Origin of the sequence: Serratia sp. H1w (genome assembly GCF_000633355.1) — a bacterium.
GTDB lineage: Bacteria > Pseudomonadota > Gammaproteobacteria > Enterobacterales > Enterobacteriaceae > Chania.
Window position 1 is genome coordinate 17,638 of record NZ_AYMQ01000107.1, and the last position, 15,512, is coordinate 33,149.

At 55.1% G+C, this 15,512-nt stretch carries 14 protein-coding genes; 9 read left to right on the forward strand and 5 right to left on the reverse strand.

Annotation, left to right across the window (positions count from 1 at the left end):
• The first annotated feature begins 396 nt into the window (after positions 1–396).
• The 3 genes from U869_RS0123610 (at position 397) to U869_RS0123620 (ending at position 3,465) form a co-directional block, all read left to right on the forward strand.
• The gene (locus tag U869_RS0123610; RefSeq protein ID WP_025122120.1) at positions 397–1,056 is read left to right on the forward strand and encodes a LuxR family transcriptional regulator; all 660 of its coding nucleotides are present in this window, start codon (positions 397–399) and stop codon (positions 1,054–1,056) included.
• A gap of 109 nt (positions 1,057–1,165) precedes the next feature.
• A complete protein-coding gene (locus U869_RS0123615) occupies positions 1,166–2,356 on the forward strand; it encodes an MFS transporter (RefSeq protein WP_025122119.1) in 1,191 nt (396 codons plus the stop codon).
• Entirely contained in the window at positions 2,353–3,465 is a 1,113-nt protein-coding gene (locus U869_RS0123620; protein ID WP_025122118.1) for a class II histone deacetylase, read from the forward strand. Before U869_RS0123615 ends, U869_RS0123620 begins: the two co-directional genes overlap by 4 nt.
• A 94-nt stretch (positions 3,466–3,559) precedes the next feature.
• Here U869_RS0123620 and mngB read toward each other — a convergent pair whose 3' ends face one another.
• A complete protein-coding gene (gene mngB, locus U869_RS0123625; protein ID WP_025122117.1) occupies positions 3,560–6,196 on the reverse strand; it encodes a mannosylglycerate hydrolase in 2,637 nt (878 codons plus the stop codon).
• Positions 6,197–6,405: 209 nt separating this feature from the next.
• Positions 6,406–8,331, reverse strand: coding sequence for a PTS 2-O-a-mannosyl-D-glycerate transporter subunit IIABC (gene mngA / locus U869_RS0123630; protein ID WP_025122116.1), 1,926 nt, complete (start codon positions 8,329–8,331; stop codon positions 6,406–6,408).
• Positions 8,332–8,565: 234 nt separating this feature from the next.
• Between mngA and U869_RS0123635 the strand changes: the two genes are divergently transcribed.
• A complete protein-coding gene (locus U869_RS0123635) occupies positions 8,566–9,282 on the forward strand; it encodes a GntR family transcriptional regulator (protein WP_025122115.1) in 717 nt (238 codons plus the stop codon).
• A 55-nt stretch (positions 9,283–9,337) separates the two neighbouring features.
• Here U869_RS0123635 and U869_RS0123640 read toward each other — a convergent pair whose 3' ends face one another.
• From U869_RS0123640 to U869_RS0123650, 3 genes are all read right to left on the reverse strand, one after another.
• The gene (locus tag U869_RS0123640; protein ID WP_025122114.1) at positions 9,338–10,258 is read right to left on the reverse strand and encodes a L,D-transpeptidase family protein; all 921 of its coding nucleotides are present in this window, start codon (positions 10,256–10,258) and stop codon (positions 9,338–9,340) included.
• 180 nt (positions 10,259–10,438) lie between these two features.
• A complete protein-coding gene (locus U869_RS0123645; RefSeq protein ID WP_025122113.1) occupies positions 10,439–11,317 on the reverse strand; it encodes a helix-turn-helix domain-containing protein in 879 nt (292 codons plus the stop codon).
• A 10-nt stretch (positions 11,318–11,327) separates the two neighbouring features.
• A complete protein-coding gene (locus tag U869_RS0123650; RefSeq protein ID WP_025122112.1) occupies positions 11,328–11,711 on the reverse strand; it encodes a hypothetical protein in 384 nt (127 codons plus the stop codon).
• A gap of 117 nt (positions 11,712–11,828) precedes the next feature.
• Here U869_RS0123650 and U869_RS0123655 point away from each other — a divergent pair, with 117 nt between their 5' ends.
• The 5 genes from U869_RS0123655 to U869_RS29655 all read left to right on the forward strand — a co-directional run.
• Positions 11,829–12,650: a helix-turn-helix domain-containing protein gene (locus U869_RS0123655; protein ID WP_025122111.1), complete on the forward strand. Its 822-nt coding sequence runs from the start codon at positions 11,829–11,831 to the stop codon at positions 12,648–12,650.
• Between the two features lie 55 nt (positions 12,651–12,705).
• A complete protein-coding gene (locus U869_RS32275; RefSeq protein WP_157834757.1) occupies positions 12,706–12,882 on the forward strand; it encodes a hypothetical protein in 177 nt (58 codons plus the stop codon).
• 222 nt (positions 12,883–13,104) lie between these two features.
• Positions 13,105–14,181, forward strand: a complete 1,077-nt coding sequence (locus U869_RS0123665; protein WP_029987937.1) for a YncE family protein — start codon at positions 13,105–13,107, stop codon at positions 14,179–14,181.
• Positions 14,182–14,343: 162 nt separating this feature from the next.
• A complete protein-coding gene (locus U869_RS32280; protein WP_157834758.1) occupies positions 14,344–14,589 on the forward strand; it encodes a hypothetical protein in 246 nt (81 codons plus the stop codon).
• Positions 14,562–15,512: phosphatase PAP2 family protein (locus U869_RS29655; RefSeq protein ID WP_157834759.1), on the forward strand; the 951-nt coding region annotated here is incomplete at its 3' end. The genes U869_RS32280 and U869_RS29655, both read left to right, overlap by 28 nt.

The window sequence follows — 15,512 nt, forward strand, 5'->3', positions numbered from 1 at the left end:
CCGCCAGCCCCTTCGGTTGTCTATTTGAGCCATACCGCGCCACGTTTTTGCAGTGTAGGAAGCAATCAAACCGTTTAGCTATCGTCCTTAAGGACTAGCCCGATAGAGAAGAAATGCGCAGGGGAATTCACGGGATGAAACAACAGAAAATCAGAAATCACTTTAAATTCAGCGAGAACGGACAATGCTTTTTCATTAACGTATTAATGAAATCGGTACTATGCAGCATGAGGATGCCCGGGCAATAAGCATCGGGATGTTGTTATTAATGTATTTTATTGCAATCCGGCTCACGTTGTTAATATGTTTTCGTTGTGTTGCATAATTGCTACATCTATGCTGATATCGTTCACATATTGCCCAGCCTACTGAGCGATCAACGGAGGAAAATGCATCATGACAACAACATCATCCTTCATGCGTAACGACGCTTTCATCACCAGCTGTCTGAGTACCATTGCGCATCTGATCCCAGTTTCTGCCGGGGTTTTTTATCTGGTCGATCCGGACCTGCGCCCAGATCATTATATTCTTCATGGCATTAGCGATGACACGCACCAGCAATATCTGGATCACTTTCAGCCCTTTGATCCGTTGAAACCGGCCAACTTTCACCAACAAGACATCCAGATGGTGAACATGACGCCCGCAGCGATCGCCAATAACCGCCACTATTACCACGACTTTATGCTGCCCAACCGGATGCGCGATATGACCGAGATCTTTATCCGCCAGCGTAAGCGGATTATTGCCGGAGTCTCACTTATTCGCGATACGCCGTTCACCGAATTGGAGCGTGGCCGCTTACGTGCGGTGTTGCCGTTGATCGAACTGGCTACCCGCGATCTGCTGCCGGACACACAAGATCCACTGCTTACCGCCAAAGAGCAGGAGATCGTCAATATGGTGCGCGAAGGAGCCAGCAATAAGCGTATCGCCCTGAAGTTGGGCATCTCTTTATCGACGGTGAAAACCCATATGCGCAACATCTTTGCCAAAACCGCCGTGGTTAATCGCACCGAACTGGTCTCCAGCAGTTTTATTGCCCACTGCTGAGCCTGACTAACAGCAGTTACCAGCAACATTCCGCCAATTCTGGCGCGGCCTCCCCATGCTTAAAAACGGTATGGCGGATAGTGATTGACGAAACTCGAGGATAACATTGATGTCCAGTGATGCAGTTTCAGCGCCTTCTGCCGGGGCAGTGCTTTCCTGCCCACCCAAGCTGTTAACAGCAATTATCGTGTTTGCCGCCATCGCGCCGGGGATCCTGATGACCGCCCCCGCCGTCGCGGCCCAGTTGGCTAGCCAGTGGCAACTCACCCCAGGCCAGATCGGCCATCTGTTTTCTACCGAACTCGGGGCCATGAGTATCGCGACGCTGCCCGCCTGGTGGTGGATCAGCCGTATCAACTGGCGCAAAGTCGCCACGCTGGCGGCAGCGGTATTCCTGATTGGCAATCTGGCTTCAGCTATGGTCAACGATTTCAGCATGCTGTTGGTATTGCGCTTTATCGCCTCGCTGGCCGGGGGCACATTGATGATCCTCTGCATCTCCTGCGCAGCAGGCACCGCCAATCCCAGCCGGGTTTATGCCTTCTGGGTGCTAGGCCAGCTATTACTGGGCGTGTTCGGCTTACTGGCATTACCACCGTTGTTTGCCCACTTTGGCCTGATGGCGGTCTATCTGATCCTGGCGGCGATCATGCTGTGCTGCCTGCCGCTACTGAGCGCCTTCCCCAGCGGCTTTCGCCATAGCCACAGCGCGGCCAGCCAGTTGCCGCCAAGCCCTCCCATCTACAAGCTGTTTGCCGTGCTGGCGGTATTAGCCTTTTACATCAGCCTGAGCGCGGTCTGGACCTTTATCGGCACCATCGCCTCCAGTGCAGGCCTATCCCCGGTACACAGCGGGCAAGTGCTGGCTGCCGCCACCGTATTTGGCATCATCGGTGCCGGTGGCGCCGCGCTGGTGGGTGCCAGACGCAGCCATAAGCCGCTGCTGTGGATCGGCTATGGCCTGCTGATTGCCAGCGTATTGCTGCTGAGCCGTAACCCGTTACTCATTCGTTTCACCCTTGCCGCAGTCATGTTCAAGTTCACCTGGACCTTTGTGCTGCCCTTTATTCTGGCGCGCGTTTCGGTGCTGGATAACAACGGCAAGCTGATGAACAGCATCAATCTGGTGATTGGCGGTGGCATGGCCATTGGCCCTACTCTGGCGGGTTACCTGATCGAATCTTCCGGTGGGATCAATGCGCTGCTGATCGGGGCGTTGAGTTGCGCGCTGCTGTCGCTACTGCTGATCTCGCTGGCTTCACCGCGCGCGCCGCGCCGTTTAACAGGAGTCATAAGGTGAAAAGAACTACCGGCTTTTTCTTTGATGAACGCTGTTTCTGGCATAGCACCGGCTTACATGCCACCACGCTGCCGGTAGGCGGCTGGGTGCAACCGCCTTCGGGGGCTGGGCATGCCGAGTCACCGGAAACCAAACGGCGGATGAAAAACCTGATGGACGTTTCCGGTCTGTCGCGTCAGCTCAAGCTGCTGAGCGCCGAACTGGCCGATGAGGAAGATTTACTGCGTATCCATCCGGCACATTACCTGCAATGCTTCAAACAGCTAAGCGATAACGGTGGCGGCATGTTGGGGGAAGAGGCTCCATTGGGGCCAGGCAGCTATGAAATTGCCAAACTCTCCGCCGGGTTGGCCTGCGCCGCGGTCGAAGCCGTGTTGCAAGGTGAACTGGACAATGCCTATTCCCTGTCACGCCCGCCGGGCCACCACTGCCTGCCGGATCAATCGATGGGGTTCTGCTTCCTGGCCAATATCCCTATTGCCATCGAACGCGCCAAAGACCGCTTCGGATTAGGCAAGGTGGCGGTGATCGACTGGGACGTGCATCACGGCAACGGCACCCAGCATATTTACTGGCAGCGTGACGACGTGCTGACCATCTCGCTGCATCAAGACGGCTGCTTCCCGGCAGGTTACGCTGGCGAACAAGATCGTGGTGAGGGGGCCGGAGCGGGTTACAACATCAATATTCCACTGCTGGCCGGGGCTGGTGACGACGGTTATCAATACGCCATGCAGCAGATTGTCATCCCAGCATTGGAGCAGTTTCAGCCAGAAATGATTATTATCGCCTGTGGCTACGATGCCAACGCCATCGATCCGCTGGCACGGATGCAGTTACACAGCGAGAGCTTCCGGGCCATGACCGCCCAGGTGCAAAGCGCTGCCGACAGGCTCTGCGGCGGTAAGCTGGTGATGGTCCACGAAGGGGGATATGCCGAAGCCTATGTGCCATTCTGCGGCCTGGCGGTGATGGAAGAGTTGAGCGGGATACGCACCGAGGTGCAGGATCCGCTGCTAGGATTTATTCAGCAACAGCAGCCCCGCGATGCGTTTAATCAGTTCCAGCGAGACGCGATCGATCGGCTGGCGCGTCAGTTTAGCTTATAACTCCCATACCTCAGACGAGCGCAGCATGCAGCGCCCCTACGGTTGAATATGTGTGAAAACAGCAAAATACACCAAGTAGGGGCGCCCATTCAGCCTAACGGATAAAGCGGAAGGTTTTCGACTGGCAAGGGGCAAGCTGGGTGAAATCCCCTGTTGCAGCACTTTGCTGTGGCAGCGGTTGCTCATCCATGCCGGTTTCCAGCCATTCCTGCGCTGGACTCGCCAACGTTAAACTCCCGCCGATCGACACCTGCTCCGAAGGGTTATATACGCGGATAATCAAAGCTTCGGCATCCTCGGCCTTCTTCAACACGCTCAGCGCCGGACCTGACTCCGCCATCGAAAGCAGGCTAAAGTGCAACGGCGTACGGAAGGGCGCCAGATTGAGCTTCATCGCGTCAAACGGGATCTTGTTGTAGCAACGCACTGGCGTCACATAGGCCCGAGCCTGCTGCATTACGCCCGCCAAATGCGGATCGCCAGCAAAACCGAACAGGCTGAACCGGCAATGCAATTTGCCACGCATCTGGGAATCGGGCGTTGGCAGTTTGATGCCGGAAGGACGCCCCGGCCGCAGCAACAATTCTTCCTTACCCAAAACGCCTACCGAGCGGAACAGCGTCAGGGCAAAGGTATCGCGGCGCTCCCCGACAATCTCAAACTCACGTAGCCCTTCGGTAAACAACGCCAGCCCGTGCTGCTCATCATGCAGCGCAGCAAAGTTCATCAGTTGCCATACCGGGATCGGCGCCTCTTTCCAGCCTTCTTGCTGCCAAACCGCCATGGCCGGATCGTCCACTGGCCGGGTAATGCAGCCAAACTGGTTATCCGCCAGCACGTTTTCACTGGCGAACGGCGTTGGGATCAATACCCGTACGCGGTGATCGTCAGCCTGATTATCCAGCCACGTTTCAATGTCGATGCGGCGGCTATGGTGGGCCAATGTCACCTGGCATTGCACATCGAGATAACCCTCACTGCGACGTTCCGCACGCTGTTGCAGGTTGGCCGGCAATGCCATGCGCAGTTCCAGCGTAGCGGTGCTCTGCCAGGCCTCATGCTTGACCGAGGTTGCCACCGCGCTCTGCGTGGAGTAGATCAACCACTCGTCACGAGCAGGTGAATAGTCATACTCGTCGCCATCGTCGGAGCCATCCTCCAGTTGCAGCACCTGTTGATAACGGCAGCCGGTCTGTTTATCGACAATATCCAGCGTGCCGTTGGCATTCAGGCCAATGCGGTAATAGTCGTTTTCCAACAGCTCTGCCGGTTGTGCCGTAGCCTGGCGTTGCTGTCCTGTCTGATTGGCATGAATATGCAGCGTGCAATAGCCCATCGCTGGCAATGACTGATACAGCTGAATATCGTATTCCATAAAGGGATCGTAGTTGCCGTAATGCACAATCTGGCGATCTACCAGCCCGGGATCGATCTCCCGTGCAGCACGGATAAAGTACTCCACCGGCTGACCCTGCTCATCCACCAGCGAGAACTGCTGGGCACGAATACGAATGGTGGTGTTGATCACTTCTTCACGCGGGTAAGGCAGCAGGTTGAAGAACGTCAGTTTGTCGGCATCCGCGTGCTGTACCGGCATATTGTCGACAATCTTGCGCATGTAGAAACGCACCAGGTTTTCCGCCATGTCGTCCGCCAGAATAAAGCGTGTCATGATCTCCTGATGCACTTTGTCACTACAGCAACAGCCGATGCTGTCGTGAGCGTGGTTTTTCAGGATCTCTTTCCACATTTTCTCCAGCAGACCGTGATGATATTCAAAGCCCAGTGACCAGGCGATGGCGGCCAACGGCTCGAGAATATTGACGATCTTGTTTTCGATTTCGGCGTGGGCAATCTTGATGTCCATGCGAGTCGATGAGATGGTACGGTGTACGCGCATGTATTTGCCGTCGTTGAATTCTCCCTTCAACGTCGCCAGGCGTTCACGGCTGGCCTCAATCCGCTCAAACACCTCTTCAAAACGGCTCATCACAAACTCACGCTGCGGGTAAATCTCACGCAGTCTGGCCATCACCGGGAAGATATTTTGCTGCAACGGCATCTGATCGTGACCGTTCGGCAACAGGATGTCCTTGGTGACCGAGGCGTTTTCCAGCACGGTGAAGTAGCTGTCCAGCCGTTTGCGCAGCCCGGCTTCGTCTTCCGGCAGGTATTTACCAATTGCGTAGCCCAGCGGCAGCACCTGTGCCGCAACTTCACTGCCATCGTTGCTTTGCCACAGGAACTCGGTCTTGTGGGTACCGTGACGTTCGGAACAACCCCGCCAGAACATGGCGCGTGTAATGCCGAATCCGTTGAAAATATGCGGCAACTGCGAGGACATGCTGAAGGAGTCCGGCAGATAGCCAATCTTCATCGGTTCGCCAAAGGACAGGCAATCGCGCATGCCATACATCAGGTTGCGCACGATAGATTCCCCTGACACCACCATGGTATCGGTTTGGGTATACCACGGGCCGATGATCAGCTTGCCTGCCTGTACCAACGCTTTCACCCGCTGGTGGTTTTCTGGCTTGATGGCGAAGTAGTCTTCCAGCACCGCCGTTTGCCCATCCAGCACATAGAAACGGTACTCGGGATCGATTTCCAGCCGGGTCAGGATCTCTTCCATATTGTTAATCAGTAGGATGCGCGACTCCTCGGTGGTGAAATACCACTCACGATCCCAATGCATATGTGGCGTAATGTGAACACGTGATACAGCTTGCATAATCAATTCCCAAGATAAAGTAACCAGCCCCTCACCCCAACCCTCTCCCACAGGGAGAGGGAGTTGATAGCCCCTGCTTTTTTGACCGTGCAGCGATAACCTCAGCAAATTCGATCGCCCCTCATCCAAGGTGCATCACCGAATCTTCAGACTCATTCGATCGGTCCCCTCGCCCTTTGGGAGAGGGTTAGGGTGAGGGATAAATAAAATTACTGCGGCTGCACGATGGTGTATTTGCCCTGCTTCATCGCCTGACGTCGCCAAAGGATCAATACCGATGTGGAGATCGCCGTGCCAAGCAGCGCCGCTCCCAGCCAAATGGCTGCCGACAGCAGGCCACCAAGGCCGTTATCATGCAGCAGGAACAGCGAGAAGATCCCCGCCCCCGGCGTAGACAGGCCGATCCCCATCCCTCCGACGATCGCACCGGTCACCAGCGATCCCACCAGGAAGGAGCCGATCACCCGCACGGGATCTTCAATCGCCATCGGGATCGCCCCTTCGGTAATGCCTGCCAAACCAAGCAACCAGGTCGACTTACCCGTTTCTATCTCGAACTGTTGAAACAGACGCGGTGCCAGCAACGTTGAAGCGGTCACCGTAAAGGCCGAAACCATTTTGACCGCGCCAAAGATCGCGTAAGGGCCGAACACGCCATTGGCCATCGCCCCCAGGCAGAACGCATAGGCCGCCTTGTTCACCGGGCCACCGAGATCGAACGAACACATAAAACCGAGGATTGCCCCTAGCACCAACGCGTTAGTACCAGACAGGCTGTTAAGCCAGGAGGTCAGGCTGTTGTTCAACCAGGCCACCGGCTCGCCGATCACAAACAGCATCAGGCTGCCCGCCACCAGCGTGCCAATCACCGGATAGAGATAGAATGTCAGGAAGCCGTTGAAGTTGGGGCTGAGACGTACATGTTGCTTCACCCAGCGCATCAGATAACCGGCGATCAGGCCGCCCACAATGCCACCAAGGAAGCCGGAGCCAATCATGTTGGCCGCCAGCCCGGCCGCAAAGCCTGGGCCAAGAGCCGGTTTATCTGCCAGTGAATACGCCGTGTAGGCCGCCAGTACCGGCACCATCAAGATGCCCAGCATGCCGCCACCCAGCTTGCGGTACATCCACAGCCAGGAGTTCTCTTGATCAAACAGATGTTGCAGGCCAAAGATCTGCGCCAGTAATACCGAAACCGCTAATACCGTGCCGCCTGCCACAATCAGTGGCACCGCAAAGGAGATACCACTGAGCAATGCCTGTTTGAGTTCGGTCTTCACGCTACTTTTCTGCACTGGCACTTCGCTCTGCTGCACCCGCACGGCACCATCGGCGGACTGACCCACGGCCAACGCCTGCTGCAAAATGCGTTCGGCGTGTTTGATCGGTTCGGCAACCGGCGTTTCGATACGGGGAATACCGTTGAAGCGCTCCACTTCTTTAATCGCCACTTCGGCAGCAAATACGCAGGCGGTCGCCTTATTCAGCTGTTGCGACGTCAGACGGCCTTCGATCCCGTTAGCCCCTTGCTTCTCGACATACACGTTGATGCCGAGCTTGCGCCCCGCCTTCTCAAGATATTCCGCGGCCATATAGGTATGGGCGATACCGGCCGGGCAAGCGGTGACGCACACCACCGTAGGTCGGGTCTCATCCTGTGGTTTGAACTCCGGCTCCGACGCGCCCCCCGTCAACAGAGCCAGCAGTTGTTCTGGCGTACTGGCCTGTAGGACAGCCGCGCGGATATCGTCATCCACCAACGCCGTCGTCAGGCTGGTCAGTAATTGCATATGCGTGGTACCGGCCTGCGATTGCGGGATCGCCAGCAGGAAGATCAGGTTGACGCTTTCCGGGCCGTCGATCCCCTGCCACTCCAGCGGCGTTTTCAGCGTGGCAACGGCAAAGGCGGCTTCCTTTACCGCATCGCTTTTACCATGGGGTACCGCCAAGCCTTCCCCTAGTGCGGTCGGGCCTTGCGCTTCCCGGGCAAAAACCTCCCGTAAGAATTCTGCTTTATCGCGTAATTTGCCTTGCGCGGCCAACTGGTCGGCAAGCTGATGAATGGCCTGATCGCGGCTGTCAAATGCCACTTGCAGATTTATCAGGCTGGGGTGGGTCAGGCTGCTCAGATCCATCTTTATCCTCGCGCTGAAGCCAGAGCGGCTCCATCAGTAAACAGGCGGCGATCATAGCAAGCCAAGCAATACCAGTTTGTGATCAATTTCAAATAAACGTCATTTTTGTATTATATTTGTATTAATTCAATTTAACGACAACTTGATGCACTATGGCGTTATTGGTTTGTTTATCCTTAGCCTGCGGCTAGAATGCAGGTAACCGATCCAACCACCAGCCAGGGACACCACAGCGTGAGCAAGAAGCCTATTTACCGCCAGATTGCGGATGCCCTGCGCCAGCAGATTGCCAATGGGGAGCTAAAACCCGGCGATGCGTTACCGACCGAGGCGCTACTGCGTGAGCAATACAACGTCAGTCGGGTAACGGTGCGTCAGGCATTGAAATTGCTGACCGAAGAGCAGGTGATCGAGAGCATTCAGGGCAGTGGCTGGTACGTCAAAGAAGAGAAGGTGCATTACGATATCTATCAGCTGACCAGCTTTTATGAAAAGTTGGCGGATCGCAACGTGGAAACCCACAGCGACGTGCTGATCTTTGAGGTCGCCAAAGCCAGCCCACTCATCGCCGAGGCATTGCGCCTGACGACCGAAGACAAGGTGTATTACGTCAAGCGGGTACGCTATATCAAGCAAAAACCGGTGACGCTGGAAGAAACCTGGATGCCGTTGGTGCTGTTCCCCGACCTCAGTTATGAAGTGATGCAGAAGTCCAAATATCACTACATCGAGCAGGTCAAAAAGCGGGTCATCGACCGTAGCGAGCAGGAAATCATCCCGGTGATGCCTGGCGAAGATGTGGTGAACGCTTTGGGGATTGATCCGCAGAAACCGATCCTGGAAAAAGTCTCCACCGGTTTTCTCGATGACGGCACGGTGTTTGAATTCAGCCGTAACTTCTTTAAAAGCGAGGACTACAAATTCACCCTGGTAGCCAAGCGCGGGCGCTGATTTTCTCCATAAAAAAAGACGCCCAAGAGCGTCTTTTTTACAGCGAGAGCAAAAATCAGTTCACTTTAACCGGCATACCGGAGCGGGCTTTGATGGCCGCGTCCACGACGCTCTGGTCAACGGCTGGATCCATCAGCACTTTGCCAACTGGCGCAGTGAGGGTGATTGGCACTGGCTCTTTCGACTTCAGCTCATCTTCGTTAGCAGACAGCGGGTTGTGCACTTCCAGGTAGCGTGAACCGTCTGGCTCAACGGAGGCTTTCACCGGCTCGTTGATAAACTGCACACGAGTGCCTACCGGCACGCTGTCGAACAGGTATTTGATGTCGTCGGCACGCAGACGCACGCAACCGTGGCTCACGCGCAGGCCAATTCCGAAGTTGGCATTGGTACCATGAACCGCATACAGGCGGCCAACATACAGCGCGTACAGACCCATCGGGTTATCCGGGCCTGCCGGGAATACTGCTGGCAGGATTTCACCATCGGCAGCGTACTCTTCACGCATTTTCGCGGTTGGCGTCCAGGTTGGGCCAGCCTTCTTGCGTTGTACGGTGGTAACCCAGTTCAGCGGCGTATCTTTACCCAACTGGCCGATACCAATCGGCAGCACCACCACGGTCTTGGTGCCTTTCGGGTAGTAGTACAAACGCATTTCTGCGCTGTTGATGATGATGCCTTCACGCGGCGCGTCTGGCAGGATCAACTGCTGTGGGATGGTCAGCGTGCTGCCTGGTAGCGGCAGGAACGGGTCAACACCAGGGTTGGCTTCCAGCATATTGCTCAGGCCCATCTGGTATTGCGCCGCAAAGCTTTCCAGCGGCAGTTTGCTGTCTGCAGGCACGGTGATCTGAATATTTTCCCCAACCAGACGGCTGTCTTTGGCGGGCAAAGGATATACAACGGCGAAAGCAGCCTGGCTGAATGCAACCAGAGCAGTAAACAGGGTTAATAACGCGCGAATGCTCATTTTCATCTTCGTAGTAGAGTGGTGGCCGCACTGGCTAAAAATGGTATGTGTTTTCTGCCCGGCCAGGTATGACCGGATGCGCATTATATGTGCACTTGCCGCCAAGATGGAAACATTACTAACGCAAATACCTCGATTTTTTGTAGCCGGATGTGGTGAATTGCGATCTTTTGGTAAAAGATCGCCTTAACGCGCCTGCTGATCCTCTGCCCCACTGCGGATCGGGATCAGATATTCACAGCTGATCGCCGCCTGATCGTCGCCATAGCAACATCCCAACGCCGGGTAAAAACGCTCGATATCCTGCCCTTCTCGCCGTACCGCATTCATCTGCGGAATGGCCGTGTCATACAAACGGGCGATAAAGTTCTGTAACCCTGCCACCTGCCCCTGGTATGCGAAACGAGCATACTCCCCTGGTTCGATAGTCACCGTTTCACCCGCCGCATGTTCCTCCGGCAGTGCCGCCGTATACACCATCTGCTGACGATCCCGCTGCTGGGCGTCGGCTTTCAGGCTCATCAAGCCATAAGCAACAGCAGGCGGCCCCTGATCCGGGCGTAGCAAATTACGCCATGCGTGCTGGCGCAGCCTGTTTTTCGACTGCCCCAATTGCCCTAACGTGCAGCTACTCTGCTGCGTATGGCCGACTAATTTCATCGACGGCAGCACAATAATATCCGCCTCTGGCGTGGGCTCATTGGCCATATTCAGCGGTGGTTGCAGGCCGTAACTGGGCCAGTCGACGCTTCGGCGATAGGCCGCCGGAGGCAAGCCAAACTGTTTTTTAAAACCACGGGTGAAGGTCTGCTGGGAGTCGAACTGATATTTGTCTGCGATACAGGCGACCGTGGCGCTGGTCAGGCGCAATTCACGCGCCGCCGCCGTCAATCTCCTGCGTCGGGCATAAGTTCCGAGCACTTCACCGGTGAGCAGTTTGAACATCCGTTGCAGATGCCATTTGGAATAACCCGATTTGGCCGCGATGTTGTCCAGCGTCAGTGGCTGATCCAGGCTTTGCTCGATCCAGGCCAACAGTTGGGTAATCACCTCTTCCTGATGCATCCAAATACCCTTATTCATGTAATAAACGTTGTGCCAGCGTCTGAGCCAATAGCCCACTGGCCACGACCAATACCGGATAACCCCAGAACTTGCTGCCAAACTCGACGAAAGCCTCACAGGCTTTACGGCGGGCCGCATCCGGCTCAATCAAAACCATGCCTTTCACCCACAGTTTGAGCGCCTCACGGTGATCGCGTTTCCACAGGGCAACCTGGGTACGCTCATCCCTGTCGTGCTCGCCTTCGTCCTCCATACGCCTGTCGCAGAGGATCACAAATGGCTGCTCACGCTCGAGTAAGGCACTGAACTGCGCAAACTCGGCAGCCGTGTCACGCTGCGCTTGTTCTTCCTGGTGCATCCAGACAATCGGAAAATGAGTCGAATCTAATGACATGCTAAGGCCTTCTGGCAGAGAAAAAATCTACGCTTACTTTATCGACGTTGCCGCTAGACCACATTGCACAATCAAGACATAATATTGCTCAAATACGCCAATATGATAATTGTTCTCATGAAAGTCGATTGCCAACAACCCAAGCCGGATATCGATAGCGTGCCGCGCGCGATCTTCGCGGTGCAAGCCTCAAGCGTGCAGAAAGACTGGGAAAGCGCCCATCACCGCCACCGTAAAGCACAGTTGATCTATACGGTGCGCGGCATGATCCGTTGTGAAGTGGAAAATGGTCTGTGGCTGGTACCACCACAATGTGCGTTGTGGATGCCCAGTAATGTCAGCCACAACGCGCTGGCCACCAGCAAAAGCGAGTGTTACTGCCTGTTCGTCGAGCAGGACGCCATCCCTGGCTTGCCGCAGAACTGCTGCACCTTGACGGTGACGCCGCTGCTGCGCGAACTGCTATTACAGGCCAGCCAGTTCGATATTCTCTACCCGGAGGATGGCCCCGAAGGCCGTCTGGCCAAGGTCTTGTTGGATCAACTGGCCGCCGCGCCGCTAGAAAATCTGCATCTACCGGTATCCAATGATGCCCGTATCCGCCAACTGACCGAACAACTGCTGGCTAACCCGGCCGATAAATCCACTTTGGGGCAATGGGCGCAACGTATTGGCATGAGCGAGCGCTCGATCAGCCGCACGTTGCAACAGCAGATGGGCATGAGCTTTGGCCACTGGCGGCGGCAGCTCCATGTGATGTTGGCCTTACAACGCTTAACCCAAGGGGAAAGCGTGCAAACTGTGGCGTTGGATCTCGGCTATGAAAGCGCCAGTGGTTTTGTCACCATGTTCCGTAAAGCGGTGGGTAAACCCCCTGCCCGTTATCTGGCGGAAAAAGCCGCTGCAGATCAGGCGCCTTCTGGTGCGATAACGCTGTAGGTCCAGCACTTCGTCCATCAAGACTGCCCGAATTATGAAGCGGAAAGGATCGCCGATGGAACAGAGCAAAGTTAAACCTATGGGTGAGTTGAAAAAGGAAGATGTTGGTTCACCGGTTTTTCTTGGCCGGAGGATAGCCCAACCCTCAAGCCGTCTATTCAGCAATAAAGCCCTCGGCCAAATAATCCAAAATACCGCAGAGCGACTCGGCCTGATCCTGACTGAAGAATAGCCCCCTCCCTCCTCTCGGGTTACCCTAAACGTGACGCTTATCGCCCCAAACGACAAAAGTGCTCCCCTTCCGTAAGAATAATGATTATCATTCACAAATATAGTGAGCCGCATGCCATGACATGACCGGCCAGATATTTTGCTTTCGATTCAATGTTGAGCCCGATTTAACCGCCGAGCAGCAGCCCGGTGGTGACCTGTATTTTGATGAAATGGAGCTTTTATGAACGCTATGATGACCACCAGCCGTAAGTTTGGCGGACGTGCAGTTTATCCTCTGTTGCTTCTCAGCAGCCTGATGTTTTCCACCTCTGTGCTGGCACAGACAGAGCCGGAAATGCTGCGTAAGCCGGTAGGTAAAGGCGCTTACGAGATGGTGTACAGCCAGGGCGAGAATGCGCTGTATCTGGCTACCTCACAGAGCCGCAAGCTGGACAAAGGCGGCATCGTCTACCGCCTCGATCCACAAACGCTGGATATCACGCAGATTATTCATAACGATATCAAGCCGTTTGGGGCAGCCATCAATACCAAGACCGATATCCTTTACTTTGGTAACACCACCAGCAATTCGATGACCGCCATCGACGGTAAAACCGGTGAAGTGAAAGGCCGCCTGGTGCTAGACGCACGTAAACGCTCCGATAGCGTCAAACCGCTGGCTCCGCGTGAAATGGTGGCAGACGCCACGACCGACACGGTCTATATCACTGGCCTGGGCGAATCCAGCGTAGTTTGGGTGGTGGATGGCAAAGATCTGACCCTGCGTACCACCATCACCGAAACCGGTAAATACGGTACCGGGCTGGCGTTGGATGCAGCGGCAAGCCGCCTGTATGTTACCAATGCCGATGGCGAACTGGTGACTATCGATACCAAAACCAACAAAGTGCTGTCACGTAAGAAGCTGGATGAGTCGAAGGAACACTTCTTCCTGAATATCAGCCTGGATCCGGCCAATCACCGTGCGTTTATCACCGACTCCAAACAGCCGCAGGTACTGGTCGTTGATACCAACAACGGCAGCATTTTGCAGAAGATCGACGTGCCAGAATCCCTAGCCGTGCTGTTTAACCCGGCGCGCAATGAAGTGTACGTAACTCATCGCCAAGCGGGCACCGTGAGCGTGATCGATGCCAAGAGCTATAAGCTGTTGGAAACCATCAAGGCGCCAACGCATCCAAACAGCCTGGCACTGTCACCTGATGGCCAAACGCTGTACGTAAGCGTGAAACAGGCCTCTAGCCGTGACAAAGAAGCGACCGATCCAGATGACGTGATCCGTATTGCTTTGAAATAATCTGCCCAAGCGCTGCCTTCCGTTCGCTACGGGGGCAGCGCCACTTGACGCCTGCCCCATCGCTTTCTTGCCAGATACTTCCCTATTCGTTAATAAAAACGTCATCAAAAGCTGTTACTTAATTGCCTTGCCATTTTACAAGGTTATTAGGGATGATCGAAAATGCTAAAAAAAACAGCAGTATCAGCACTGACGTTGGCCGTGTTACTTTCCCTGGATCCTGCCTACGCGGCAGAAACAAGGATCACCGAAGCTACCGGGTTAATCTCTGGGTTCAGTCAGCTTAACAACAGCGATGCCGGGCGCAACGCCTTGGCCGACAACCTCAACACATCAATCTCCGTCAACAACCACTCTTCCGATCACAGCGAGCCAGGGCAGTGTCCGACAACACTATTGCGGCCCTGATAGGCTCAATGAGCAATGGCCTGCTGGTGGCCAATGCTCTCGGGACCAAGATGTATGACGTTTTCTCCGCCCATAACAGCATCAACGCCGCCACCTACTCGGCGACCACGTTCTCCAAAAACTTTGAAGCCCTGTTCACCCAGGTCAATGCGCTGATCCAGGCCGACTCCAGTTTTGCTAAAAACTATTACGCCAATGGCAGTGCCAACGGCAATCCGGCAATGCCTGCCACGGGTATCAGTTTGCCAGAGGGTGGCGTGTTTAACGTCTACGATCTGGCTTACCATCCTTTGGATGAAAACCGTAATACCGTTGGTAACTCCCGCCCAGTCCAGGTTGCACCAGATAGGATTGACAGCTTTAGTGCGGCCGATTTCTTCGGGGTTGAGACCGACACGGCCACCGCTATCCTGCCAACCGTCAAGGGCAATGCTTCTTTCCCCAGTGGGCATTCGGCTTTTGGTTTTGCCAGCACGCTTCTGTTTGCAGAAATGGTACCCGAACGTTTTCAGGCGTTTTTACTGCGTGGATCTGAATACGGCAACAGCCGCATCACCCTCGGTGTCCACTATGCGCTGGACGTTATCGGTGCGCGCATCATGACCACCTACGCGCTGGCGCAGATGCTCAATAACAACCCGGACTATCTGGGGCAAAACATTACCAGCATGTTAGGTTCGCCGATGACCACGTCCAATGATTTTCAAGGGTTGCTGGCGTCTGCTCAGACGGATCTGCGCACGCTGCTGGAACAAGGCTGCCAAAACACCATTAGCGAATGTTCTGCCGCCGATAGAGCACAAGATCAGGCTATGGCCGCTCAAAACAAGGCCGACTATCTCTACCGTATGACTTACGGCCTGGCCCCCGTTGGCCCAACCGATCTCGCGCCGGTAGTACCTTGTCGCTACCGATGTAAAACT